Here is a 24,208-nt window from a genome sequence, read left to right on the forward strand (position 1 = left end):
CTGGCGCCTGGCGCCGATCCTGTCTTCAACCTGTCCAGCCGAGACCGGAGGATATGCAGTTGATCGAAAGCAGGAGCGCGTTGACCGGCCGCTTCGACGGCGAAGCATTCGCGGCCTGGTCGCGGACTTCCTGCAACAATTTCACCTGGAGCGCGTGGATGCTGTTCATTTCCGGCCGCAAACGGTCGAAATTGCGCTTGAATGCCGGGAAACGCGTGGCGAAGTCGGTGTCGCCCACGATCGACCGCACCATGGCGCTGGTCAGATCGTATTCGGCCTCGATCTTATGGAAGATGCGTTTGCCAACGCTGCTGTCGGCAACGAGCCCTGCATAAAGCCGGCCGATTTCCATGTCGGCCTGGTAGAGGGTCTTGTCGACCTCATCGATGATGAGCCGGAAGAAACGCGAACGCTCGAACATCTGCCGCAGCAGGTCGCGACCGGCATCGCCGCGCACGGTGACGAATGAATTGATGGCACTGCCGATGCCGTACCAGCCGGTGAGCAGATGGCGGTTCTGGCTCCAGGCGAAAACCCAGGGTATGGCGCGCAGGTCAGCGATATCGCGGGCGCCGAAGCGGCGTGCGGGACGTGAGCCGATCTTCAGCAAGGCGAGTTCCTCGACCGGGCTCGCCTGGTTGAAATAGTCGATGAAGCCAGGCTCGCCAATCAGACTGGCATAGGCGGCAAGCGACATGCCGGTGAGGGCTTCCAGCGCCTCGTCGAATTCGGGAATGTCTCTCAGTTCGGCCTCGTTGGGCGATTTCACGCTGTGCGCGAAGACGCTTGCTGCCAGGATTTCGAGCTGATGCAGGCCGGTGCCACGATTGGCGAATTTCGACGAGACGACTTCACCCTGTTCGGTCACGCGCATCCAGCCGTCGACCGTGCCTGCCGGCTGTGCGGCAATGGCGCGGCCGGTGGGGGCGCCGCCACGGCTGACCGAACCGCCCCGCCCGTGGAAGAAGGAAATCCGGACCTTGTGCCTGCGGCCCAGCTTCGTCAGCTGCTTCTGCGCCTTGCTGAGTTCCCAGTTCGCGGCGAGGAACCCACCATCCTTGTTGGAGTCGGAATAGCCCAGCATGATTTCCTGGCGGTTGCCGAAATCACGGATCGTGCGGCGCACGATGGACAGGCCAAGAAGCTGTTCGAGGATGGCCGGGGCCGCGCGCAAATCGGCGATGGTCTCGAACAGCGGCACCACTCTCAGATTGATGGTTCCCGAGCCATCCGATGCGGTTGCCAGCCCGCAGAGCTGCCCGAGCAGGTAGACAGCCAGGATGTCGTCGGCGGATTGTGTCATCGACAGGATGAATGCCCCGATGGCACCGCCCTTCTCGGCGGATGCGTCGCGGATCACGTCGAACAGGTCGAGCAGCTCACGGGTCTCGTCGGTGAGACCCGCCGGGTCAAAGGTGATGCACTCGCCTCTGCGGATCGCGTCGCGGATGCGTGCAGACCACTGCGGCGAACCGGGTGAGGCAGGTTTGCCCGCCGGGTCCATCACGGCAAAGAGCTCTGCCAGTACCCGATTCACAACCGTCGAGTTCTGGCGAATGTCCAGGGCAACGGTGTGAAAGCCGAAGCTCTCGACCTGCTGCAGCAGCGGTCGCACCAGACGTTGCGCCATCATCTTGCCGCCAAGCAGATGCAGCGCTTGCATGAGGCAACTGAGATCCGCCCGGAATGCTTCAGCATTGGGATACGGCACGCCGCTGCCCTCGCCGGTCATGGCTTCCAGCCGGCAGAGCATTGCTGCCGAGAACTGCCTCAGCGGCTCGTCGACGTTACGGCAAGCGATTGCCTCGCCGCAGCCGCTCGCCTGCAGCGCCTCCACCAGAGCCGGTCCGAAATCGGTTGGCATGTCGACGACATTGGTGCTGATGCTGAGCAGGGTCACCAGACGACGCACCTGGGTGAGATACAGGCGGATGGCCATGCCGCGGTTTTCGGCAAGCGCGTAAGCCGTCGTGCCTGCGGTGACATTCGGGTTGCCGTCGCGGTCGCCGCCGATCCAGGATGCAAAATGCATGAAGGAGGGGACGGTGAGGGCGTAGTTGGGGAAGTGACGCTTCAGGGCGCCGTCGACGAGGTCGTAAAGCTGTGGTGTGGCCTCGAACAGGACTTCCCGAAAGAAGTGCAGTCCCCAGGCGATCTCGCGTTCGACCGTCGGGCGTTCCAGCCTGAGTTCGCCCGTCATCCACAGCAGTTCGATTTCGCTTCTGAGATCGCAGACCAGCGTTTCCCGCTCCCGGGGAGCCCAGCGCAGCTGTCCGATCTCCGTCAGCTTGCGATAGATGCGGCGGTGGATTTCGAGCACGGTGACGCGCTTGGCTTCTGTCGGGTGGGCGGTCATGGTCGGGCCGACCATGAGACTGTTCATTGCTTCCTGAACAGCCTCGGCGGAATAACCTTCCGCGGCGATTTCCCCGATCACGTTGGCGAAGGAGCCTATCACCTCCTCGGGGCTTTCCGCCTGCTCGGTCTCGCGCCGGGTGCGCATGGCCTGGAGTTCGCTGGCGATCGCGATCAGCTGGAACCAGATGCCGGTTGCCTGCAGGGCAGGGATGCGCAGTTCCTCGGCCAGGCTGTCGAGTGAACCCCGGCCGACCAGGATCTCCGCGATTTCCGGTTCGCGTTCACTGACCACCGAAACGAGCAAGCGGAAAAGCAGCTCGTGGACGTCGCTGCGGACGTCGAATGGCTTGGCTTCCCTGGCGATCGCAATCGGGCGAGCCGTCGAGCCTGCATCGATTTTCGCGAGACTGAGAATGTCCGTTGCCTCCTCAACAAACATTGCGGCTTATTCCTAGCATGAATGTTTTTTTCATACTAGTGCGTTGAACCAGCATATTCCTTTCGCCGGCGCTGAAAACGCCTGGACGGGTAGATTCCTCGCCCGTTCGGGTGGTGTCCGGATTGGCCGAAAGGGCGAATTTCCGGTGCCTGGCCTGCTATCCGGTGCGAAAACACAGCCGTTTTGCCGGTTTATCGAAAATCGCTTGACGGAGATCGGGATTCCGATGATCTTCACTATTGGGAAACAAATAAGACTAAGCGGAAAACCGCAGTGCCTGCTTTATCGTCCCGATTTCGGCGACGAGACTGTCAACAATGGGGAACCAAGCCATGAGTGCCATGGATGAAACCTACGTGGCCGAAGCCAGTGGGAACCTGCACCGAACCATCGATTGGCGCGGCGCATTCTGGGTCGCCAGCGGCGTGCCGCCGCTGGTGCTGTTTTCGATCGGTGGCATCGCCGGTGTCGGCGGCAACATCGCCTTCGCCATCTGGACGGTGTCCATCCTGATGGGCTTCATCCAGTCCTTCACCTATGCGGAGATCGCCGGCCTGTTCCCCAACAAATCGGGTGGCGCATCGGTCTACGGCGCCACTGCCTGGCTGCGCTATTCGAAGTTCATCGCGCCGCTGTCGGTATGGTGCAACTGGTTCGCCTGGACCCCGGTGCTGTCACTCGGTTGCTCCATCGCGGCGGCCTATATCCTCAATGCACTGGCGCCGATCCCGGGTTTCACCGAAACGTCGCCGGAAGTGGTTGCATACCTTGCCGCGAATGCGGGGACGAGTGCCGCGGACGCGGTCGCGGCGGTGACCGCCGCAGCGACGCCGACGATCCGTACCTGGACGCTCTACACCCACTCGCTCGGGCCGGTTTCCTTCTCGCTCAATGCGACGTTCTGGATCGGCGCGGTGCTGATGCTCGGTACGTTCGCCATCCAGCATCGCGGCATCCTCAGCACCGCCAACGTGCAGAAGGTGGTCGGCCTGCTGGTCATTATTCCGCTGCTGATCGTCGGCATCGCGCCGATCCTGACCGGGCAGGTCAACTGGGCAAACTACTCGCCCTTCGTTCCTCTGGCTGCAGCCTACGCGCCGGAGCCTGGCTCCTGGAACGTCGCCGGCTGGACGCTGGTGCTGGGCGGCATGTTCATCGCCGCCTGGTCAACATACGGCTTTGAGACGGCAGTCTGCTACACACGCGAATTCAAGAACCCCGAAACGGACACGTTCAAGGCGATCTTCTATTCGGGCCTGCTGTGCATCCTGCTGTTCATCCTGGTGCCGTTCACCTTCCAGGGCGTGCTCGGTCTCAACGGCATGCTGGCGACGCCGATCGTCGATGGTTCCGGTGTCGCCGACGCGCTTGCCTCCATGGTCGGTGGCGGCGGCCTCATCAAGACGCTGCTCATCATGCTGATGATCCTGGCGCTGCTGCTGTCGATCATGACTGCGATGGCCGGTACCTCGCGCACGCTTTACCAGGGTGCAGTCGACGGCTGGCTGCCGCGTTATCTCAGCCACGTCAACGAACATGGCGCGCCGACACGGGCGATGTGGACGGACCTGATCGTCAATCTCGGCGTGCTGGCAATCGCCTCGGCGGATGCGACGAGTTTCTTCTTCATCCTCGCCGTCGCCAATTGCGGCTACATCATCTTCAACTTCCTCAACCTGAATGCCGGCTGGATCCATCGCATCGACAACGGCCACATCAAGCGGCCATGGCGCGCGCCGACCTGGTTGCTGGCGGCAGGCACCATCTTCGCCTTTGTCAATGCCGTGTTCATGGGCGCCGGCGCCAAGGTGTGGAACCCGATGGCGCTCTGGGCAGGGCTTGCCACCGTCGCCCTCATCATCCCGGTGTTCTGCTTCCGTCACTACATCCAGGACGGCGGCAAATTCCCGGATCACATGCTGGACGATCTCGGCATGACCGAAAGCAACCTGCGGGAGCGCAAGGCCGGCATGCTGCCTTACCTGACGCTGATCGCCGGCCTGATCGTGGTGCTGATCGCCAACTGGTACTTCGTGTTCTGACCACTGATCCTGCGCGGCCAAGACAGCCGCGCAGGATTCTCCATCAGACAAGGGGATGCGCTCTGAAGAGCCGAAGGGGAAGCCGACAATGACGACGACAACAGCCAGCGCCGCGGCGCCTGCTCACGCAGGAGACGGCCAACTTCATCGCACTATCGACTGGCGCGGCGCCTTCTGGGTCGCCAGTGGCGTGCCGGCACTGGTGCTGTTTTCAATCGGCGGCATTGCCGGCACCGTCGGCACGCCGGCCTACCTGATCTGGACAGCGTCCATCATTCTTGGCCTGATCCAGTCCTTCACCTATGCCGAGATCGCCGGCTTGTTTCCTTCGAAGTCGGGTGGCGCTTCCGTGTATGGTGCCACGGCCTGGCTGCGCTATTCGAAGTTCATCGCGCCGCTGTCGGTGTGGTGCAACTGGCTCGCCTGGACGCCGGTGCTGTCGCTTGGCTGCTCGATCGCGGCGGCCTACATCCTCAATGCCCTGGCGCCGATCCCCGGATTCAGCGATACGTCGCCGGAAGTCGTGGCATGGCTTGCAGACCCGGCCAATGCCGGCAAGGCTGCGACCGATGCCATTGCCGCCCTGACGGCTGCGGGGACACCGGCTATCCGCACCTGGACACTCTTCCACGGTACGCTCGGGCCAGTGAGCTTCTCGCTCAATTCGGTCTTCTTCATCGGCGTCATCCTGATGCTGGTGACTTTCGCGATCCAGCATCGCGGCATTCTCGGCACCGCGAGTGTCCAGAAGTTCATCGGCCTCGTCGTCATCATTCCGATGCTGATCGTCGGTGTCGTGCCGATCATCACGGGTCAGATCAACTGGGCGAACTACTCGCCGCTGGTGCCGCTGGCTGCCGCCTATGCGCCGGAACCGGGCTCGTGGAACGTCGCCGGTTGGACGCTTGTACTGGGCGGCATGTTCATTGCGGCCTGGTCGGCTTACGCCTTCGAGACCGCGATCTGCTACACCAGCGAATTCAAGAATCCGGGCCGCGACACGGTGCGGGCGATCTTCTATTCGGGCCTGCTGTGCCTCGCGCTCTACACGCTGGTGCCGTTCACCTTCCAGGGCGTTCTGGGGCTCAACGGCATGCTGGCGACGCCGATCGTCGACGGCTCGGGTGTCGCAGAAGCCATGGCCCAGATGGTCGGCGGGGCGGGGTTCGTGACCTCGATCATGGTAATGTTGATGATCCTGGCGCTGATGCTGTCGATCATGACGGCAATGGCGGGCTCATCGCGCACGCTTTACCAGGGCTCGGTCGACGGCTGGCTGCCGCGCTATCTCAATCACACCAACGAACATGGCGCGCCGACGCGGGCCATGTGGACCGACCTGATCTTCAACGTCTTCCTGCTGGCCGTTGCCGCTGCCGATGCAACCAGCTTCTTCTTCGTGCTGGCCGTATCGAACTGCGGCTACATCATCTTCAACTTCCTCAACCTGAACTCCGGCTGGATCCATCGCATCGACAACGGCCATATCCACCGGCCGTGGCGGGCGCCGACCCTGCTGATCGCGGTCGGCGGTCTGCTCTCCTACGTCAATGCCGTCTTCATGGGCGCCGGCGCCAAGGTCTGGAACCCGTGGGCCCTGTGGGCCGGCTTTATCGCCGCCGCCCTGATCATTCCGGTGTTCTGCTTCCGTCACTACATCCAGGACGGTGGCAAGTTCCCGGAACATATGCTGGACGATCTCGGTATCTCCCAGGACGACCTCAAGGTGCGCAAGGCCGGTATGCTGCCTTACCTGACGCTTGTCGCCGGACTGGTTGTCGTGCTGCTCGCCAACTGGTTCTTCGTGATCTGAGGAACGCAGGAGCAATTCCAGGAAAAGTGCGTAGCGGTTTCCGTCCGGAATTGCATAAAACAAGGAGTTGGAGCATTTCCGCGTTTCCGAGAAAACGGAAACGCTCCAGCCGCGATCGATACCCGTTGTCGAGCCAATAAAAAAGTCCAGCCGGCCACCGCAGTGGCCGGCTGGACCATTCCGGTGCCCTGATGGTCAGGACGCCGGGGGCGGAGTCGGGCTTGCCGTTTGGGGGTTTACCGGCATGCCCGGCCCGATCTTCTGAAGATTGCCACTGATGATCTTGTCGTTCTCAGTGATGCCCTTGGTGATGGCGATCAGTTCGCCTTCGGTCTGACCGAGTTCGACCAATCGCATTCCAACCTTGTTGCCTTCATCGATGACATAGACAAACTTGCCGAGCTGGCTGGAACCGAGCGCGACCTGCGGCACGAGCAAGGTGTTCGGCGTTTCGCCGATCTGCAGGCGGATGTTCACATACTGGCCTGGCAGCAGCGAGCGGTCGTCATTGCCGATGGTGGCACGCGCCACAATGGTGCCTGTGGCGGCATCGATCCTGTTGTCGATGAAGGTGAGCTCGCCCTTGCGCGGCGGCGTCTTGTCGCCTGGGATCGTCACTTCGGCAACGATCGGCCCACTCGCCTTCGCCTTCTGGATGAGGGCAAGATCACCCTCGCTCGGCGTGAAGGTGACGTAGATCGGGCTGACCTGGACCAGAGTGTTCAGCGAGGTGCCGCCGACATTGACGAGCGTGCCGACAGGCGCCTGGTTGCGGCCGAGGCGACCGTCGAAGGGAGCCCGGATCGTGGTGTAGCCGAGATTGATCTCGGCGGCCTGGATGGCTGCGTTGTCGGCAGCCACGGTCGCTTCGCCCTGCTGCATGGTGCTGCTGCGCTGGTCAAAGCCGTCCTTCGACAGGAAACCGGTCTTGATCAGGTCGTTGCCGCGGGTCAGGCTCGCCTTGGTGTAGCTGAGCGATGCCTGGTTGCGCTGGGCCTGTGCCTTCACCTGGTCGAGGGCGACCTGGTAGTCGCGCGGGTCGATGCGGTAGAGCGTGTCACCCTTCTTGACGTCGACGCCATCCTCGGCTGCCTGCTCGAGGATATAGCCGGAGACCTTGGCCTGCAGCGCAACGCTGCGGATGGCCTCGGCGCGTGCGGTGTAGTCGAGGTAGACCGGCAAGGTCTTCTTCACGACCGCGGCAACCGGCACCGGCATCGCCTGCATGGCTTGTGCGGGAGCCGCCGCATCCGCCGGCTTGCTGATCAGACCGCTCAGGAAGGCAGGCTCGCCGTTGAAGTGGACATATGTTGCCGCCGCGGCGATCACGACGACGGCTGTGGTGATTTTCCAGATACGCATGGAAGGGCTCCGTTATTCTGCCGCCGGGACATGGGTCGGCGAGGGCTGCTCGCCACCATGCGGCGCATGGGATGTTTCGGTATGTTCGGCCTTCGCGCCGGCCTTGCCTTCGCGCCACTGTTCGATGATGGCGTAGAAGACGGGCACGAAGGCGAGCGTCAGGATGGTCGCCGCCAGCATGCCACCGAACACGGCGGTGCCCAGCGACTGACGGCTGGCTGCACCCGCACCTGTCGCCAGCATCAGCGGCACGACACCGAGAATGAAGGCGAAGGCGGTCATCAGGATCGGGCGCAGGCGCAGGCGACCCGCTTCCATCGCGGCTTCGACGATGCTCATGCCCTGTTCGCGCAGATGCTTGGCGAACTCGACGATCAGGATCGCATTCTTGGCCGCCAGGCCGATCAGCATGACGAAGCCGATCTGCGAATAGACGTCCATCTGCATGCCGCGCAGCCAGATCGCCAGCAACGCTCCGAACAAGGCGGTCGGCACCGACAGGATGACCATGAACGGCATCGACCAGCTTTCATACTGCGCGGCCAGGATCAGGAAGACGAAGACGATGGCGAGCGCGAAGACGAAGATCGCGACCGAACCTGCCTTCAGCTCCTGGAAGGTGATGCCTGTCCATTCGAAGCCGAAGTCGTTCGGCAGCGCGGTGGCCGCCGCTCTCTGCATCGCCTCGATCGCCTGACCCGAAGAGAAGCCGGGCGCGGCGCTGCCGTTGATGAGAGCAGAACCGTAGTTGTTGTAGTGCGTCACCGTCTCCGGGCCGACAACGGACCGCATCGTGCCCAGCGTCGACAACGGCACCATCTGACCGGTGTTGTTGCGGACATAGAGCTTGGTGAGGTCGGCTGCCTCGGCACGTGCCGACTTGTCCGCCTGCATGGTGACGCGGAAGGTGCGGCCGAACATGTTGAAGTCGTTCACATAGAGCGAACCCAGATAGATCTGCAGCGTGTTGAAGATGTCCGGCAGGGCAAGGCCAAGCAGCTTGGCCTTGTTGCGGTCGAGGTCGAAGTTGAACTGCGGCGTCGAGGTCGAGAAGGTGCTGAACAGCGTCTGCGGGTTGAGCTCCGGCTGCTTGCGCGCTTCCGCGAGCAATGCCTGCGTCGCCTCGTTGACGGCATTGGCGCCACGACCGGCAAGGTCCTCGACCTGGAATTCAAAGCCGCCCGTCGTGCCGAGGCCCTGGATGGATGGCGGTTCGAAAGCCAGCACCAGGCCCTCGGGCATACCGAACAGCTTCGGTCGCACCGAGTTGACGATGTCGGTGGCGCTCATGCCGGGTCCCGTGCGTTCCTCCCATGGCTTCAGGATGGCGAAGAGCGCTGCCGAGTTCGACTGATTGGCGAAGGTGAGGAAGTTGAAGCCGGCGACCGTGATGACGTATTGGACGCCAGGTGTGGCAAGCAACGTGTCACGCACCTTCTTGGAGACCGCATCCGTGCGTTCGAGCGACGCGCCATCGGGCAACTGCACGATGTTGAAGAAATAGCCCTGGTCCTCCACGGGAAGGAAGGCCGAGGGGATGCGTGTCGAGACGACATAGGTCGCGGCAATCAGCGCCAGGAATATGCCCATCATCAGCCAGCGCAGCTTGATGAAGCCACGCACCGCAGCCGAATAGGCATGCGACAGCCAGGTGAAGCCATCGTTGAACCAGCGATAGAGGAAGAACGTCGATGGCGGACGATGGCGTAGGAACGCCGCGGACAACGCGGGCGACAGGGTCAGCGAATTGAAGGCCGAGATGCCGACAGAGATCGCGACGGTCAATGCGAACTGGTTGTAGAGCTGGCCGGTGACGCCCGGAATGAAAGCAACCGGAATGAACACGGCCATCAGCACCGCCGTGGTGGCGATGATCGGGCCAGTGACTTCCTTCATTGCCAGCCGCGCGGCTTCGAGCGGCGGATGTCCGGCCTCGAGCTGGCGCTCGACGTTCTCGACGACGACGATGGCGTCATCGACGACGAGGCCGATGGCGAGCACCATGCCGAGAAGCGAAAGCATGTTGAGCGAGAAACCCAGCGCCAGCATCACCACCATCGTCGCGATCAGCGATACCGGGATGGCGATGATCGGGATGAGCGTGGTGCGCCAGTTCTGCAGGAAGATGAAGACGACGGCCACGACCAGGACCAGTGCTTCGAGCAAGGTCTTGACCACGTCTTCCATGGCGGCCGACACAAACTTGGTCGTGTCATAGAAGATCGTGTACTCGATGCCCTTCGGGAAGCGAGCCGACAGCTCTTTCATCTTGGCTTCGATGTTTTTCTTCAGCTCCAGCGCATTGGAACCCGGCATCTGGAACGTCGCGATGACGACGGTCGGTTTTTCGTTGGCATAGGTCGACGAATTGTAGAGCAGCGACCCGAGTTCGATGCGCGCGACGTCCTTCAGGCGCACCAGCGAGCCGCTTGCCGAATTGGCACGCACGACGATGTTGCCGAATTCCTTGGGATCGGAGAGACGGCCGGTGGCGTTGACCTGCATTTCGAACGCAGTGCCCGCCGGCGCCGGCGACTGGCCGATCTTGCCTGCGGCAACCTGTACGTTCTGCTCGGCGACGGCGTTCTGCACGTCGACGGCGGTGATACCGAGATTGGCCAGCTTGTCCGGGTCGAGCCAGACGCGCATCGAATAGCGGCGCTCGCCGAAGATCTGTACGTCGCCGACGCCGGGAACGCGTTTCAAAGGATCCGCGACCTGCAGGTAGGCATAGTTGCTGAGCGCAACCGGATCGACCGATCCATCGGGCGAGGTCAGGTTCACGATCAGCACAAAGCTCGGATTCTGTTTTTTGACAGTGACACCGGCCTGGTTGACGATTGCCGGCAGGGATGAAGCTGCCTGCGAAACGCGGTTCTGCACGTCCATCGCAGCGATATCGAGCGGATAGCCGACATCGAAGGTGACGGTGATGCGTGCGGAGCCGTCATTCGAGCTCGCCGAGGACATGTAGGTCATGCCTTCGACGCCGTTGATCGACTGTTCGAGCGGGGTCGTCACCGTATCGGCGACGACCTGCGAGCTGGCGCCCGGATAAACGGCGCTGACGACCACCTGGGGCGGCGCGATGTTGGGAAACTGCGCAACCGGCAAAAGATAATAGGCGATCAGCCCCGCGAGCACCATGATGATGGCGATCGCCGAGGCGAAGATCGGTCGCTGGAGAAAGAAATTGACCATGTTCAAACGGCTTTTCGAGTAGCGGCAAGTGGATCCCTTGGGAGGAATGCGGGATCGGTCCTTGGCAAAGTGGGGTGGTCGTCGGCGTCGCGCAGACGCGCGGCAGTGAGGACAAGCAGGGCTTTCAACGAAGCTGGATCGACGCGATCGGCCCGCATGACGGCGAGCGTCATCGGGTCGTTCAGCAGCTGATCAATGGTCAAGGCCTTCGAATAGGATGCCATCGTTTCGTCTCCCGGCTGATCCAGGCAATAAAAAAGCGCTCGGCGAAGACCGTGCTTGCGGCCTTCACCCTGTTCCATCATTCTTGTCCGGCTTGGCCTATGGTCGACCTTGACGGGGGTATTATGAAATGTTACCGCTCGGTAACAGCCAGATAGTTACTGACCGGTAACACCGACGTCAAGCCATGAGCGATCAAATTTTTCAGACTGCTGACAATAGTGATCATAACGATCGTGTGAGTGCGCGGCCGCGAGAGCGTATCGTGACCACCGCGCGGGAGATGTTTCACCAGCACGGCGTGCGCGGCGTGGGCATCGAAGCGATCACCGAGGCTGCCGGCACGAACAAGATGACGCTCTATCGTCATTTTGCCTCCAAGGACGATCTCATCGTCGAGTGTCTGCAGCGCGCCGCCAAGGAATCCTATTTGAAGTGGGATGAACTGGAGCACCAGCATCCCGGCGATCCGAAAGCGCAGTTGCGAGCCTGGATCGAGAACGCGGCCGAGTGCATCAGCGGCGACTGGCGCGGCTGCGAGATGGCCAATACCGCTGTCGAACTTGCAGATGACGATCATCCGGCCAAGCGCGTGATCGAAGAGGTCAAGAAGAACCATCGCAACTGCCTGGCCAAGCTCTGTGCCCGCGCTGGCCTCGATCAGCCCGAACTGGCCGCCGATATGCTGGGTCTGCTGCTGGAAGGCGCGCGGATCAGTCGCCAGAGCGAAGGGCAGGAAGGTCCGAGCGCCCGTTTCAAGCGTATGGCGGAGGAAGTCATCGCCACTGTCGGCGGCCTCAACGACAAGACCTGACCGGGCTGCCGTTGCTTCTTCCTGCGCGTGTCGCCAGGGGCTGTCGCCGTCGGGTGGAATCGAAAGCTGACCGTATTCGTCGGACATTCCGCCCTCGTTCCTTCTGCCAATTCTCGCTGCAGTTGCGCTGCAGAAGTGATTTTTGGCGTGCTCATCAAACTCAGGCTTCACGATCTGCACCTTCCCGCCATGGTAAGGTCAAACGCCTTTTTACAGGCGACAAAGGCCGTTGCTTCTGCGATGTCACCCGTCGCGAAGCCCCTTGACCTTCCCATGACTGGAAGCTTTATCTCCCTGAGCAACCACTCAAGAAGAGAGTTGCAGCCATGAACGCCGTTGCCCCGAAAATGTTCCCTGCCGCCACACCGAAGGCCGGCACAATCTTTCAACTCGGTATCGAAGGCATGACCTGCGCCTCCTGTGTCGGGCGCGTGGAAAAAGCCATTGCGGCCGCTCCCGGTGTTACCTCAGCAAGCGTCAATCTGGCGACAGAACGTGCCGAAGTGGCTTTTTCAGGCGAGCCCGATCTCGCTCCGGTTCTGGCCGCGGTGGCAGGCGCTGGCTATCGGGCACGCAGCGAGACGATCGAGCTCGCGATCAAAGGCATGACATGTGCCTCCTGCGTGGCACGCATCGAGCGGGCGCTAAAGGCGGTGTCCGGAGTTAGCAATGCCAGCGTCAATCTTGCAACCGAACGGGCGACGGTGACGATCGTCGCTGGCGCGGCGGCGATACCGCCCTTGAAGCGGCTGTGCATGCAGCAGGATACGAAGCGAGGCTCGTTGCCTCCGAGGCAGCCGACGGTCGGGAGGTCGACCATCGCGCCTCGGAGATCGCTTCCCTGCAACGGGCGTTGGCAACGGCGCTCGTCCTGACCCTTCCGATCTTCGTGCTGGAAATGGGTTCGCATCTGGTGCCTGCCTTTCATCACTGGGTGATGGGCACATTCGGTGCCTGGAACTGGCGATTGCAGTTCGTCCTGACCACGCTGGTGCTGTTCGGGCCTGGTCTGCGTTTCTTCGCCAAGGGCGTGCCGGCCCTGCTCAGGGGCGCGCCCGACATGAATGCGCTGGTGGCGCTGGGTGCCGGTGCCGCCTGGACCTATTCGGTGGTCGCAACCTTTCTGCCGGGAGTGCTGCCGACAGGCACGGCCAATGTCTATTACGAGGCCGCGGCCGTCATCGTGACGCTGATCCTGCTCGGCCGTTTTCTCGAAGCCCGTGCCAAGGGGCGAACGGGCGAAGCGATCAAGAAACTGGTCGGTCTTCAGGCGAAAACGGCGCGTGTGATGCGGAATGGCGCTGCCGTTGAGGTGCCGCTGCAGGACGTGCGCGCCGGCGACATCGTGGTGGTGCGGCCCGGTGAGAAGATCGCCGTCGATGGTGAGATCGTCGAGGGCTCTTCCTTCGTCGATGAAGCCATGATCACCGGCGAGCCGGTGCCAGTGTCCAAGGGCATCGGCGCCGAGGTGGTGGGAGGCACCATCAACAAGACCGGCAGCTTCTCGTTTCGTGCCACCAAGGTGGGTTCCGAAACGCTGCTGGCGCAGATCATCCGCATGGTCGAGACCGCGCAGGGCGCCAAGCTGCCGATCCAGGCGCTGGTCGACAAGGTGACGGCCTGGTTCGTGCCGGCAGTGATCGCCGCCGCGCTCGCTACCTTCGGCGTCTGGTATTTCTTCGGGCCGGATCCGGCGTTGTCCTTCGCACTGGTCAATGGCGTCGCGGTGCTGATCATTGCCTGCCCATGTGCGATGGGGCTGGCGACACCGACCTCGATCATGGTCGGCACTGGCCGCGCCGCGGAGATGGGCGTTCTTTTCCGCAAAGGCGATGCGCTGCAGACCTTGCGCGATGCATCGGTCATTGCATTGGACAAGACGGGTACCTTGACCGAAGGTCGGCCCGAACTCACAGACTTCATCGTTGCCGACGGTTTCGAGGAGGCTGAGGTGCTGGGCCTCGTTGCCGCCGTCGAAACGCGCTCGGAACATCCTGTGGCCGAAGCGATCGTGAGAGCTGCCGAAAAGCGTGGCCTGAGGCTCGCGGCAGCCAGCGACTTCGAAGCCATTCCCGGTTTCGGGGCGCGGGCGTGGATCGGAAATAGGCAGGTGGAAGTCGGTGCCGACCGGCTGATGGCGCGGCTTGGTCTCGACGTCTCCGCTTTCGCGCCGGTGGTCGAGCGCTTGGCCGGGGAGGGCAAGAGCCCGCTCTATGCTGCAATCGATGATGAGCTTGCCGCGATCATCGCAGTCGCCGATCCGATCAAGCCGTCGACACCGGCGGCCATCCAGGCGCTGCACGCACTCGGCCTGAAGGTCGTGATGGTGACCGGTGACAACCGCCACACGGCCAAGGCGATCGCCCGGCAGATCGGCATCGATGAAGTTGTTGCCGAGGTGCTGCCAGATGGCAAGGTCGAGGCGATACGACGGCTGGCCTGCGGTGGCGTCCGAGTTGCCTTCGTGGGTGATGGCATCAACGATGCGCCGGCATTGGCTGCCGCCGATGTCGGCATCGCCATCGGCACCGGTACCGACATCGCCATTGAAAGCGCCGATGTCGTGCTGATGTCGGGCGACCTCGTCGGCGTTGCCAATGCCCTGGCTCTTTCCAAGGCGACCATCCGCAACATCCGCCAGAACCTGTTCTGGGCATTTGGGTACAATGCTGCGCTGGTGCCGGTGGCGGCAGGCGTGCTGTATCCCATGAACGGGACCTTGCTGTCGCCGATGCTAGCGGCCGGGGCCATGGCTTTGTCCAGCGTCTTCGTGCTGAGCAACGCGCTGCGCCTGAAGCGCTTCCGGGTACCGCTGGCGGTGAGCCGGCGGGTGATTGCTTGATCCGGGAACTGGACAATTGGTGGGACGGTTCCTACCAATTGTCCATGCCTGCCGTGCCTGACGGGCTGGCCCTGACATGCATGCTCCGCTAACAATCAACCGTGCTTGTCTAACGGATCGATTTTCGTATCCGTGGGATGAAGCGTCGCTGATACGACCGCTTTCGAAGCGCTGGGTCTCTAGCCTGAGCGCTGGTTCGCAATGTCGTTGGGTGCGGCCGAATCTGTCGGACGCAAGTCCGGCCAAAAAGTCTGTTGGAGAGAAGAAGCATGAAAACCCGCGCCGCCGTTGCAGTTGCCGCAGGCAAGCCGCTCGAGATCATGGAGGTGGACCTGGAAGGACCGCGCGAAGGTGAGGTTCTGGTGGAGGTAAAGGCAACCGGCATCTGCCACACGGACGAGTTCACGCTTTCCGGCGCCGACCCGGAAGGCATCTTTCCAGCGATCCTCGGCCACGAAGGGGCAGGCGTCGTCGTCGATGTCGGCAAGGGTGTGACCAGCCTGAAGAAGGGCGATCACGTCATTCCGCTGTACACGCCGGAATGCCGATCCTGTCCTTCATGCCTGTCGCGCAAGACCAACCTGTGCACGGCGATCCGCGCGACCCAGGGCCAGGGCCTGATGCCGGATGGCACCTCGCGCTTCTCTATCGGCAAGGACAAGATCTTCCACTACATGGGCTGCTCGACCTTCTCCAACTTCACCGTGCTGCCCGAGATCGCGCTGGCTAAGGTCAATCCGAACGCGCCGTTCGACAAGATCTGCTACATCGGCTGCGGCGTGACCACCGGCATCGGCGCCGTCATCAACACCGCCAAGGTGGAGGAGGGCGCGACCGCAGTCGTCTTCGGCCTTGGCGGCATCGGGCTCAATGTCATCCAGGGGCTCAAGCTGGCCGGCGCCGACATGATCATCGGTGTCGATCTGAACAACGACAAGAAGGCCTGGGGCGAGCGCTTCGGCATGACGCATTTCGTCAATCCGAAAGAGATCGACGGCGACATCGTGCCATATCTGGTCAACCTGACCAAGCGTGGCGCCGACCAGATCGGCGGTGCCGACTACACCTTCGACTGCACCGGCAGTGTCAAGGTGATGCGCCAGGCGCTTGAGGCAGCGCACCGTGGCTGGGGCAAGTCCATCGTCATCGGCGTCGCCGGTGCAGGCCAGGAGATTTCGACCCGCCCGTTCCAGCTGGTCACGGGCCGCACCTGGATGGGCACGGCCTTTGGTGGTGCTCGCGGCCGCACGGACGTACCGAAGATCGTCGACTGGTACATGGACGGCAAGATCGAGATCGATCCGATGATCACCCACACGCTGAAGCTGGAGGAGATCAACAAGGGCTTCGATCTCATGCACGAAGGCAAGAGCATTCGCAGCGTGGTCGTCTACTGATCGCTTCGGCGGCATCACACCAGGGCGCTCGCTATATGTCGGGCGCCCTTTACGCGTGTTTCCAGAACGTTGATCGAAAGACAGGGCCGATGAAGACCGTTTCCACGTCAAAGTCGCATGGCGGTATCCAGGGCGTCTATTCGCATGCTTCGGACGCTTGCGCGTGCGACATGACCTTTGCCGTGTTCGTTCCACCGCAAGCTAAGGATCAGCCCGTTCCTGTGCTGTGGTATCTGTCGGGTCTCACCTGCACCCATGCAAACGTCATGGACAAAGGCGAATATCGACGGATAGCAGCCGAACTCGGCCTGATGATCGTTTGCCCGGACACCAGCCCGCGCGGCGAAGCCGTGCCGGACGAAAAGGACAACTGGCAGTTAGGCCTCGGTGCCGGTTTCTACGTCGATGCCACAGAGGAGCCCTTTGCCAGGAACTATCGCATGTATTCCTACGTCACCGCGGAATTGCCAGCGTTGATCGCGCGGAACTTTCCGGCAGACATGGCGCGGCAGGGCATCTTCGGCCACTCCATGGGTGGTCACGGCGCGCTGACCGTTGCGCTCAGGAACGCCGACCGTTTCAGGAGTTGCTCGGCTTTCGCGCCGATCGTTCAACCGACGACGGCCGGCTGGTCGAAGCCGGCGCTGGAAAAATATCTCGGCACCGACGAGAAGGCCTGGCGCTCCTATGATGCCACGTTGCTGCTCGAGGATGGCGAGCGGTTTCCGGAATTCCTGGTCGACCAGGGTACGGCCGACGGTTTTCTCGACGAAGGCCTGCGGCCGTGGCTGCTCGAAGATGCCTGCAGGAAGGCTGGAGTCGCGCTGGAGTTGCGCATGCAGGACGGCTACGACCACTCCTATAATTTCATCTCGACTTTCATGGATGACCATTTGAAGTGGCATGCGGCGAGGCTGGCGTGACGGATCGGCCTCGGGCAATCACGCCGCCGGGCCGCCCAGGCTATCTTCGAATGCCTGGTCGATGATGGCCAGTTTCACGGCCTGTGCGTCCATGTATTCACGATAGAAATCGCGCGATACCCACATTGTCGAGTTGCCGCGCTGGCCCAGCCAGCCAACGCTGCCAAGGCCTTCAGCTTCGCGCAGCTTGCGCGCCAGATGAGTGCGCGAGAGCTTCAGCAGATTCGCGAATTCGCCAATCGAAACAACTCCGGTAGGGATGCGATCCTGATCGGCGAGACTGGGTTCCACACCCGAGACCAACCACTCCATGACCACGCCCCCGTTGTTCAGCCAGGTGAACAATGAAAAGGTCCTTTCGGGAGCACGCACGGGCTCCGAGGTGAGCAGGCCGTCCGCGATCAGAGGCTCCACGCGGGCGAGCGCATCTGGCCTGGAAGCGAAGGTTGCCAGCCGTCTGCCACCGTCGAAGCCATCCAATGTCGTGAGATGGACCATTGCCCAGGCAGCCAGGGTTTCCAGTGTCTGGGGGGTTGGACGCAGCGGATTCGATCGGCGGTCGGTATTGTCCGGAAGAGGTTCCACGTAGTTGTATTGCTGCATTTCCTTGATGAAGGCATCGGCCGTGTTTTTGCTCGCGACAGAATGCAGTTCGATCAGTTGAAGGAAACGCGCGGTGGTTATCGCGCCCTGGCGAAAGTAGAGAGCCAGTCCAGCATGTGCCATCAGCCAGCGCTGCTGCGTGGCGAATACCGAAGAGAGCCGGGGTGAACTTTGATACGCAGCCAACAGTGCTTTCGCCTGGCTGCGAACAATACGATGCAGGGCCGGATGTCCGGCAATTTCCTTAGCGCTGAATGCCACCCGGTCACCCTCAACCCCGGTTCTACTTTAGCGAACCGAAAAATAGAATGCGATGGAAATCGCACCCGAGCGAACCGACTCCCGGGCTGATCTGGTCGCGGGCAACCACCGCACCTGCAGGACAGGTGAAGCTTTTGATCCGGAAAGCTATTCGGCAGCGGCGCGCGTCGCTGCCCTGGCGGCAGCATGCGCGCGCACGGCATCGCCGAAGGCCTTGAAGACACGCTGCGAGACGCTGTCGCTTTGCACCCAGTATTCCGGGTGCCACTGCACGCCGACGGCAAACGAGCGGGAATCGCGCACCGAGACGGCTTCGACGGTGCCATCGGTAGCCACCGCCTCGACCTGCAGCTTCGCCCCGAGCCGATCGACAGCCTGGCGGTGCACGGAATTCACCATGACGTCGCCGGCGCCGAAGACACCGGCCAGGCATGAGCCCGGCTTGATGCTGACGCTCTGGCGGATGGCGAAGCGTTCGTCCTGATTGTCCGAAACAGGTGCACGATGATCGAGCGAACCTTCGCGCTCCTGGATTTCGGTGGCGAGCGAGCCTCCGAGCGCAACGTTCATTTCCTGGATACCACGGCAGATGGCCAGCAGCGGTACACCGCGTTCGATCGCCCTGCGGATAAGCGGCAAAGTCGTTGCATCGCGGTCGGGATCATAGGGACCGTTTGCCTCGCTGGCGTCACCGCCATAGAGCGACGGGTGCACGTTCGACTTGGAGCCGGTCATCATCACGCCGTCGACCGACGACAGCAGCTCGTCCAGATCGAGCCGATCGCCGAAGGAAGGAACCAGAACCGGAAATACACCAGCGCCGGCGATAGCCGCTTCCAGATATTGCCGGGGTGCTGCATGCCAGGTGTAATTGTCGAACTGGCGGACATCGGTCGAGACGGCGACAAGCGGCTGCTGCATTTTGGATACGGGTTCCGTTAGGGTCCAAGACTGGAATGCCTATAAAATAGGCGATGCCGAGGCGCTTTTCCACGACAAGTTTATGGCTTCACCAAGACATGCAAGCCATGCACGATCCAGCCGTTAGACTATAGTCGCAGAGCTTGGAAAAGGCTGCTCCACAGCCCCGGCCGCTCGCTGGACACGATGGGAACGGCGTGTATTGTCTTGGCCGGTACAACCCGCCAAATCGGGGAAATCTTCTTTATTTTCATATTGCCCGTTGATCCAAAAAAGGGAGGAACTTCATGGATCGTCGTTCGTTCATCCGCAAAGCCGGTGTTACCGGTGCGGGAGCGGCGGCCGTCGCCACGACACTCGCGGCTCCGGCTATCGCCCAATCCAATCCGAAAGTGACCTGGCGTCTGACGTCGTCTTTCCCGAAGTCGCTGGATACGATCTACGGCGGGGCCGAAGTGTTCTCCAAGATGCTTTCGGAGGCGACTGACGGCAATTTCCAGGTACAGGTCTTCGCTTCCGGCGAACTGGTTCCCGGCTTGCAGGCAGCCGATGCGGCCGCTGCCGGAACGGTTGAGGCCTGTCACACGGTTGCCTATTACTACTGGGGCAAGAACCCGACCTGGGCGCTGGGGGCGGCAGTACCGTTCGCGCTCAACGCGCGCGGCATGAACGCCTGGCATTATCATGGCGGTGGCATCGCGCTGTTCAACGAGTTCCTGGGCAAGCAGGGCCTCTACGGCCTGCCGGGCGGCAACACCGGCGTGCAGATGGGTGGCTGGTTCCGCAAGGAAATCAATACAGTCGCCGACCTCAAGGGCCTCAAGATGCGTATCGGCGGCTTCGCCGGCAAGGTGGTCGAGAAGCTCGGCGTCGTGCCGCAGCAGATTGCCGGCGGCGACATCTATCCGGCGCTGGAGAAGGGCACGATCGATGCGGCCGAGTGGGTCGGCCCCTACGACGACGAGAAGCTCGGCTTCCAGAAGGTCGCGCCTTACTATTACTACCCCGGCTGGTGGGAAGGTGGCCCTACGGTTCACCTGCTGTTCAACAAGGCGAAATTCGAGGAACTGCCTGCCAACTATAAATCGCTGGTGCACACCGCAGCCCAGGCAACCGATGCCAACATGCTGCAGAAATACGACTATGTGAATCCGGGTGCTGTGAAATCCCTGGTGGCTTCGGGCGCCAAGCTGCGACCGTTCAGCCAGGAGATCCTGGCGGCCTGCTTCGAGAAGGCGAACGAGGTCTATGCCGAAATGGAAGCTGGCAATGCCGACTTCAAGAAGATCTGGGAATCGATCAAGGGCTTCCGCAAGGAGCACTATCTCTGGGCGCAGGTGGCCGAATACAACTACGACACCTTCATGATGATCCAGCAGCGCGGCAACAAGCTCTGATCAGCAACAGCCTGAAGGAAAGCCCGGGAGCATTGCTGCCGGGCTTTTTTGTTGGTGCTTTGTCGCCGCGCTGAGCTGAAGCGGCGAATGAAAACCCCGGAGCTAACTCCGGGGTTTGTCGTTCCTTGTACCGATCATTTCGCCCGATCAGTTGAAGCTGGGTGGCTTCGAAAGATCCGGTGTCGATGGCGCCGGCTGTGCAGGTTGGTCGCCGCCGAAGTTCGGCGGCTGCGACAGATCCGTGCCGGGTGCCGCAGGTTGTGCCGGTGTCGTACCGGCGCCGGCATCGGGAGCCGAGCCAAGCGGCGGCAGCCCCATGCCCGGCAGTTCCGGCACCTTGATCTCGATCGTACTCGGATCGACGGGTTTGCCTTTGTAATGCATGACCATCTGCGGGAAGGCGATGGTCAGGCCGATCATCAGCACCTGGATACAGACGAACGGCACGGCGCCCCAGTAGATCTGCCCGGTCGTGACCGGGGCGATCTGCTTGCCGGTGATGCGGTCGAGATAAGGCACTCGGGCAGCCACCGAGCGCAGGTAGAACAACGCAAAGCCGAAGGGCGGATGCATGAACGACGTCTGCATGTTGACGCCCAGGAGCACGCCGAACCAGATGAGGTCGATGCCCAGCTTGTCGGCAGCAGGCGCCAGCAACGGCACGATGATGAAGGCCAGCTCGAAGAAGTCGAGGAAGAAGGCCAGCACGAAGACAAGAATGTTGACGACGATCAGGAAGCCGAGTTCGCCACCCGGCAGTGAGACCAGCAGGTGTTCGACCCAGAGGTGACCGTTGACGCCGTAAAAGGTGAGCGAGAAGACGCGGGCGCCGATCAGGATGAACAGCACGAAAGATGACAGCCTTGTTGTCGAGGCGAGCGCCTGTTTGATGACATCCAGGGTCAACCGCCTCTTGAACGCGGCCATGACCAGAGCGCCAACTGCACCCATAGCGCCACCCTCCGTCGGTGTGGCGATACCGAGAAAGATGGTGCCGAGCACCAGGAAGATCAGCGCCAGCGGCGGGATCAGCACGATCACCACCTGCTGCGCCAGCCGGGACATCATATTGAAGTTCAGTGTCTTGTCGGCAACGGCGACGACATAGATCACGATGACCGCGAGGGTGGCGCCAAGGATGTCCGCGTTGGCGCCGTGGGTTGGTTCGAGATAGCGATAGGCGAGATAGCCGATGACGCCAGTCACCAGCAGGGCTATGACGAGTGACCAGACGCCCTGGCCCAGCGTTCGTGCCTCGGGCGGCAATGCCGGCATCGAATTTGGCCGGATGATCGACATCACGAGGATGTAGAGCATGTAGAGCCCGGTCAGCACGAGGCCAGGGATCAGGGCGCCGGCGTACATGTCACCGACCGACCGGCCGAGCTGGTCGGCGAGCACGATGAGAACCAGTGAAGGCGGAATGATCTGCGCCAGCGTGCCCGATGCGGCGATGACGCCGGAGGCAACGCGCCTGTCATAGCCATAGCGCAGCATGATCGGCAGAGAGATCAGTCCCATGGCGATGACCGAGGCGGCAACCACGCCGGTGGTGGCGGCAAGCAGCGCGCCAACGAAGATGACGGCGTAGGCAAGGCCACCGCGGATCGGGCCGAACAATTGGCCGACCGTGTCGAGCAGATCCTCCGCCATGCCGGACCGCTCCAGCACGATGCCCATGAACGTGAAGAACGGGATGGCCAGCAGCACATCGTTCGACATCACCCGGTTGCCGTAGAAATTCTCGGGCAAAGCCCAGAGCAGCGGCCAGGACAGGTTGATCGAACCGCCGGAGAACGGCGCCAGTTCCACGCCGATGGCGAAGAAGACAAGTCCGCTTGCCGCCAGCGAAAATGCGACCGGATAACCGAAGAGCAGGAAGATGATCAGCGAAGCGAACATGATCGGCGCCATGTTCTGCGCGATGAACGCGATCACGAACGCACCTCTTCGGCCAGCGCCTTGCCTTCGAGTTCGGCTTGCTCGTGCGCCGAGACAAACGGGTTCGGGTCTTCCGTGTCGCCACGCATGATGGCGATCTTCTTGATGATTTCCGAAATGCCCTGCAGCGCCAGAAGGAAAAAGCCAACCAGCAGGATAGCCTTGGCCGGCCAGACGATGAGGCCGCCGGAATTCGTGGACCCTTCACCTGACTGGAAAGAGTGGAGGGTGTAGGGCACGAACATGTAGACCATCAGAAGCACGAACGGCATCAGGAAGAAGAGATGGCCGATCAGGTCGATCCAGTGCTGCACGCGGCGCGACCACATGCCGTAGACGATGTCGATGCGGATGTGCTCGTTCTGCTTGAGCGTATAGGCGGCCGCCAGCATGAAAGCGGCGCCGAACAGGTACCACTGCAGCTCAAGCCAGGCATTCGACGACACGTCGAAAAGCTTGCGGATGATGGCATTGCCGGCACTGACCAGGATCGACACCAGGATCAGCCAGGATACCGATTTTCCGACGAATTCGTTGAGGCGATCAATACCCCGGGACAGAGCCAGAAGCCCTTCCATACAAAACCTCCCTGACGGGCAGGGCGTGCCGCTCCCCTTTTTTGCGCCGCGCCTGCTTGGACCAACGGTATGCCGCGTCTGGTCTGTGGGTCAACACAACCACGAGGCGTCGGAGGGCTGGAATTATTCCAGCCCCCAACTTTCGCAAGGCAGGATCGGCATCATGCGACGAAAGTTTAACGAAATCAGATGGTCCGGCGGGTGTCGCGCCCGGCGCCGACCAGGACGAGGATTGCAACCAGGAAGAGGAACATCCAGGCATCACGCCACTCGACCGTGAAATATCCGGTCCACAACGATTCGGCCAAACCATAGGCGGCTGCCCCTGTCGCGGCTCTGGTGGGAGACAGGTAGCCACCCACCGCGGTGATGAAGAGGACCTTGAGGCCGTAGATAAGGCCGGCGCCGAAGCCGAGATTGCCGTAGTAGAGCGCCGCAAGTATCCCGGCCAGTGCCGCGCAGAGCCCGCCAATCACGACCGCAGTGCGGAAAACCCTATGGACATCTGTTCCGCACATGGCAGCAGCGTGCGGATCGTCGGAAACGGCGCGCCACAACCGGCCATAACGCGATCGTCCCAGGACAAGCGACCCGGCAAGCAACACCAGCGCGACGAGCAGACAGTTCAAAAGCTGGATGACCGTCAACGTCGCCTTGAAGCCCCCGGCTTCGGCGAAGACAACGGGTGTCCCGAGCATCGGCGACAGCCAGACGTCATGTGTATTGGCCGCTATGCGGGCAAGCTCGGTCATGACCAGCGCGACACCCAGCGTCGCGGCCGCGATCGTGTTGGGCGAGCTTTCCGCAAGTGGCTCGAAAAGCGAGCGTGCCAGCAGATGGCTGGCCGCCGCGGCGTAGGCGAACGTCAGTGCGCTCGCGAACAGGATGGTGGCCGGCAAGGTAAGCCACAGGATCTGATAGCCGAAGACCGCTGCAAGGATCATCGTCTGCCCGCAGAATGCAAACAGTGCACCATAGGCAAGGTTGGTCCGATGCAGGATACCGTTGGTCAACGCGTAGCCGAAGGCAAGGAGCGCATAGAGCGCGCCTGAGTGCAGTCCGTTCAGGACCTGTTGAAGGAAGTAGAGCATGCC

The 24,208-nt window shown here is 61.9% G+C and carries 15 protein-coding genes and 1 pseudogene; 7 read left to right on the forward strand and 9 right to left on the reverse strand.

All coding sequences use genetic code 11. From position 1 onward, the window contains the following. Positions 1 to 25: 25 nt before the first annotated feature. The gene (locus C1M53_RS18740) at positions 26 to 2,797 is read right to left on the reverse strand and encodes a phosphoenolpyruvate carboxylase (RefSeq protein ID WP_129413609.1); all 2,772 of its coding nucleotides are present in this window, start codon (positions 2,795 to 2,797) and stop codon (positions 26 to 28) included. A 332-nt stretch (positions 2,798 to 3,129) separates the two neighbouring features. On the opposite strand from C1M53_RS18740, the gene C1M53_RS18745 reads away from it, so the two are divergent. Next, on the forward strand, positions 3,130 to 4,839 hold the full coding sequence (locus C1M53_RS18745; RefSeq protein ID WP_129413610.1) for an APC family permease: 1,710 nt from the start codon (positions 3,130 to 3,132) through the stop codon (positions 4,837 to 4,839). 88 nt (positions 4,840 to 4,927) lie between these two features. Continuing rightward, complete coding sequence (locus C1M53_RS18750) at positions 4,928 to 6,652, forward strand: APC family permease (RefSeq protein WP_129413611.1); 1,725 nt, start codon at positions 4,928 to 4,930, stop codon at positions 6,650 to 6,652. A 195-nt stretch (positions 6,653 to 6,847) separates the two neighbouring features. Here the strand turns inward: C1M53_RS18750 and C1M53_RS18755 are convergent, their stop codons facing one another. The 3 genes from C1M53_RS18755 to C1M53_RS18765 are packed head-to-tail and all read right to left on the reverse strand — an operon-like array spanning position 6,848 to position 11,439. Then, positions 6,848 to 8,014 (reverse strand): efflux RND transporter periplasmic adaptor subunit, encoded by a 1,167-nt coding sequence (locus C1M53_RS18755; protein ID WP_129413612.1) that lies wholly within the window; start codon positions 8,012 to 8,014, stop codon positions 6,848 to 6,850. Positions 8,015 to 8,026: 12 nt separating this feature from the next. After that, complete coding sequence (locus tag C1M53_RS18760; protein ID WP_129416252.1) at positions 8,027 to 11,215, reverse strand: multidrug efflux RND transporter permease subunit; 3,189 nt, start codon at positions 11,213 to 11,215, stop codon at positions 8,027 to 8,029. Positions 11,216 to 11,217: 2 nt separating this feature from the next. Further along, positions 11,218 to 11,439, reverse strand: coding sequence for a hypothetical protein (locus tag C1M53_RS18765; protein ID WP_129413613.1), 222 nt, complete (start codon positions 11,437 to 11,439; stop codon positions 11,218 to 11,220). Positions 11,440 to 11,624: 185 nt separating this feature from the next. Here C1M53_RS18765 and C1M53_RS18770 point away from each other — a divergent pair, with 185 nt between their 5' ends. The 4 genes and pseudogenes from C1M53_RS18770 to fghA all read left to right on the forward strand — a co-directional run bounded on the left by C1M53_RS18770 (position 11,625) and on the right by fghA (position 17,413). After that, positions 11,625 to 12,251 (forward strand): TetR/AcrR family transcriptional regulator, encoded by a 627-nt coding sequence (locus tag C1M53_RS18770; RefSeq protein ID WP_129413614.1) that lies wholly within the window; start codon positions 11,625 to 11,627, stop codon positions 12,249 to 12,251. A gap of 347 nt (positions 12,252 to 12,598) precedes the next feature. Beyond that, positions 12,599 to 15,093: pseudogene (locus C1M53_RS18780) on the forward strand (heavy metal translocating P-type ATPase). 269 nt (positions 15,094 to 15,362) lie between these two features. Beyond that, on the forward strand, positions 15,363 to 16,490 hold the full coding sequence (locus C1M53_RS18785) for an S-(hydroxymethyl)glutathione dehydrogenase/class III alcohol dehydrogenase (RefSeq protein WP_129413615.1): 1,128 nt from the start codon (positions 15,363 to 15,365) through the stop codon (positions 16,488 to 16,490). A gap of 89 nt (positions 16,491 to 16,579) precedes the next feature. Next, positions 16,580 to 17,413, forward strand: a complete 834-nt coding sequence (fghA, locus tag C1M53_RS18790) for an S-formylglutathione hydrolase (protein ID WP_129413616.1) — start codon at positions 16,580 to 16,582, stop codon at positions 17,411 to 17,413. An 18-nt stretch (positions 17,414 to 17,431) separates the two neighbouring features. Here the strand turns inward: fghA and C1M53_RS18795 are convergent, their stop codons facing one another. Then, a complete protein-coding gene (locus tag C1M53_RS18795; RefSeq protein ID WP_129413617.1) occupies positions 17,432 to 18,277 on the reverse strand; it encodes a hypothetical protein in 846 nt (281 codons plus the stop codon). Between the two features lie 147 nt (positions 18,278 to 18,424). Next, positions 18,425 to 19,198 (reverse strand): gamma-glutamyl-gamma-aminobutyrate hydrolase family protein, encoded by a 774-nt coding sequence (locus C1M53_RS18800; RefSeq protein ID WP_129413618.1) that lies wholly within the window; start codon positions 19,196 to 19,198, stop codon positions 18,425 to 18,427. Between the two features lie 287 nt (positions 19,199 to 19,485). Between C1M53_RS18800 and C1M53_RS18805 the strand changes: the two genes are divergently transcribed. Further along, a complete protein-coding gene (locus C1M53_RS18805) occupies positions 19,486 to 20,595 on the forward strand; it encodes a TRAP transporter substrate-binding protein (protein ID WP_129413619.1) in 1,110 nt (369 codons plus the stop codon). A gap of 147 nt (positions 20,596 to 20,742) precedes the next feature. Here C1M53_RS18805 and C1M53_RS18810 read toward each other — a convergent pair whose 3' ends face one another. The 3 genes from C1M53_RS18810 to C1M53_RS18820 all read right to left on the reverse strand — a co-directional run bounded on the left by C1M53_RS18810 (position 20,743) and on the right by C1M53_RS18820 (position 24,205). Next, entirely contained in the window at positions 20,743 to 22,533 is a 1,791-nt protein-coding gene (locus C1M53_RS18810; protein WP_165358181.1) for a TRAP transporter large permease subunit, read from the reverse strand. Then, complete coding sequence (locus C1M53_RS18815) at positions 22,530 to 23,114, reverse strand: TRAP transporter small permease subunit (RefSeq protein ID WP_129413620.1); 585 nt, start codon at positions 23,112 to 23,114, stop codon at positions 22,530 to 22,532. The genes C1M53_RS18810 and C1M53_RS18815 overlap by 4 nt, the downstream gene beginning before the upstream one ends. 185 nt (positions 23,115 to 23,299) lie before the next feature. After that, positions 23,300 to 24,205 (reverse strand): branched-chain amino acid ABC transporter permease, encoded by a 906-nt coding sequence (locus tag C1M53_RS18820; protein WP_129413621.1) that lies wholly within the window; start codon positions 24,203 to 24,205, stop codon positions 23,300 to 23,302. Positions 24,206 to 24,208: the final 3 nt, after the last annotated feature.

The organism is Mesorhizobium sp. Pch-S (assembly GCF_004136315.1).
In the GTDB taxonomy this organism is placed as follows: Bacteria; Pseudomonadota; Alphaproteobacteria; order Rhizobiales; family Rhizobiaceae; genus Mesorhizobium.

Excerpts from the sequence above, each read along its gene's own strand:
- C1M53_RS18740 (WP_129413609.1), bottom strand. The coding sequence starts at position 2,797 with ATGTTTGTTGAGGAGGCAACGGACATTCTCAGTCTCGCGAAAATCGAT.
- C1M53_RS18745 (WP_129413610.1), top strand. The coding sequence starts at position 3,130 with ATGAGTGCCATGGATGAAACCTACGTGGCCGAAGCCAGTGGGAACCTG.
- C1M53_RS18750 (WP_129413611.1), top strand. The coding sequence starts at position 4,928 with ATGACGACGACAACAGCCAGCGCCGCGGCGCCTGCTCACGCAGGAGAC.
- C1M53_RS18755 (WP_129413612.1), bottom strand. The coding sequence starts at position 8,014 with ATGCGTATCTGGAAAATCACCACAGCCGTCGTCGTGATCGCCGCGGCG.
- C1M53_RS18760 (WP_129416252.1), bottom strand. The coding sequence starts at position 11,215 with ATGGTCAATTTCTTTCTCCAGCGACCGATCTTCGCCTCGGCGATCGCC.
- C1M53_RS18765 (WP_129413613.1), bottom strand. The coding sequence starts at position 11,439 with ATGGCATCCTATTCGAAGGCCTTGACCATTGATCAGCTGCTGAACGAC.
- C1M53_RS18770 (WP_129413614.1), top strand. The coding sequence starts at position 11,625 with ATGAGCGATCAAATTTTTCAGACTGCTGACAATAGTGATCATAACGAT.
- C1M53_RS18785 (WP_129413615.1), top strand. The coding sequence starts at position 15,363 with ATGAAAACCCGCGCCGCCGTTGCAGTTGCCGCAGGCAAGCCGCTCGAG.
- fghA (WP_129413616.1), top strand. The coding sequence starts at position 16,580 with ATGAAGACCGTTTCCACGTCAAAGTCGCATGGCGGTATCCAGGGCGTC.
- C1M53_RS18800 (WP_129413618.1), bottom strand. The coding sequence starts at position 19,198 with ATGCAGCAGCCGCTTGTCGCCGTCTCGACCGATGTCCGCCAGTTCGAC.
- C1M53_RS18805 (WP_129413619.1), top strand. The coding sequence starts at position 19,486 with ATGGATCGTCGTTCGTTCATCCGCAAAGCCGGTGTTACCGGTGCGGGA.
- C1M53_RS18815 (WP_129413620.1), bottom strand. The coding sequence starts at position 23,114 with ATGGAAGGGCTTCTGGCTCTGTCCCGGGGTATTGATCGCCTCAACGAA.
- C1M53_RS18820 (WP_129413621.1), bottom strand. The coding sequence starts at position 24,205 with ATGCTCTACTTCCTTCAACAGGTCCTGAACGGACTGCACTCAGGCGCG.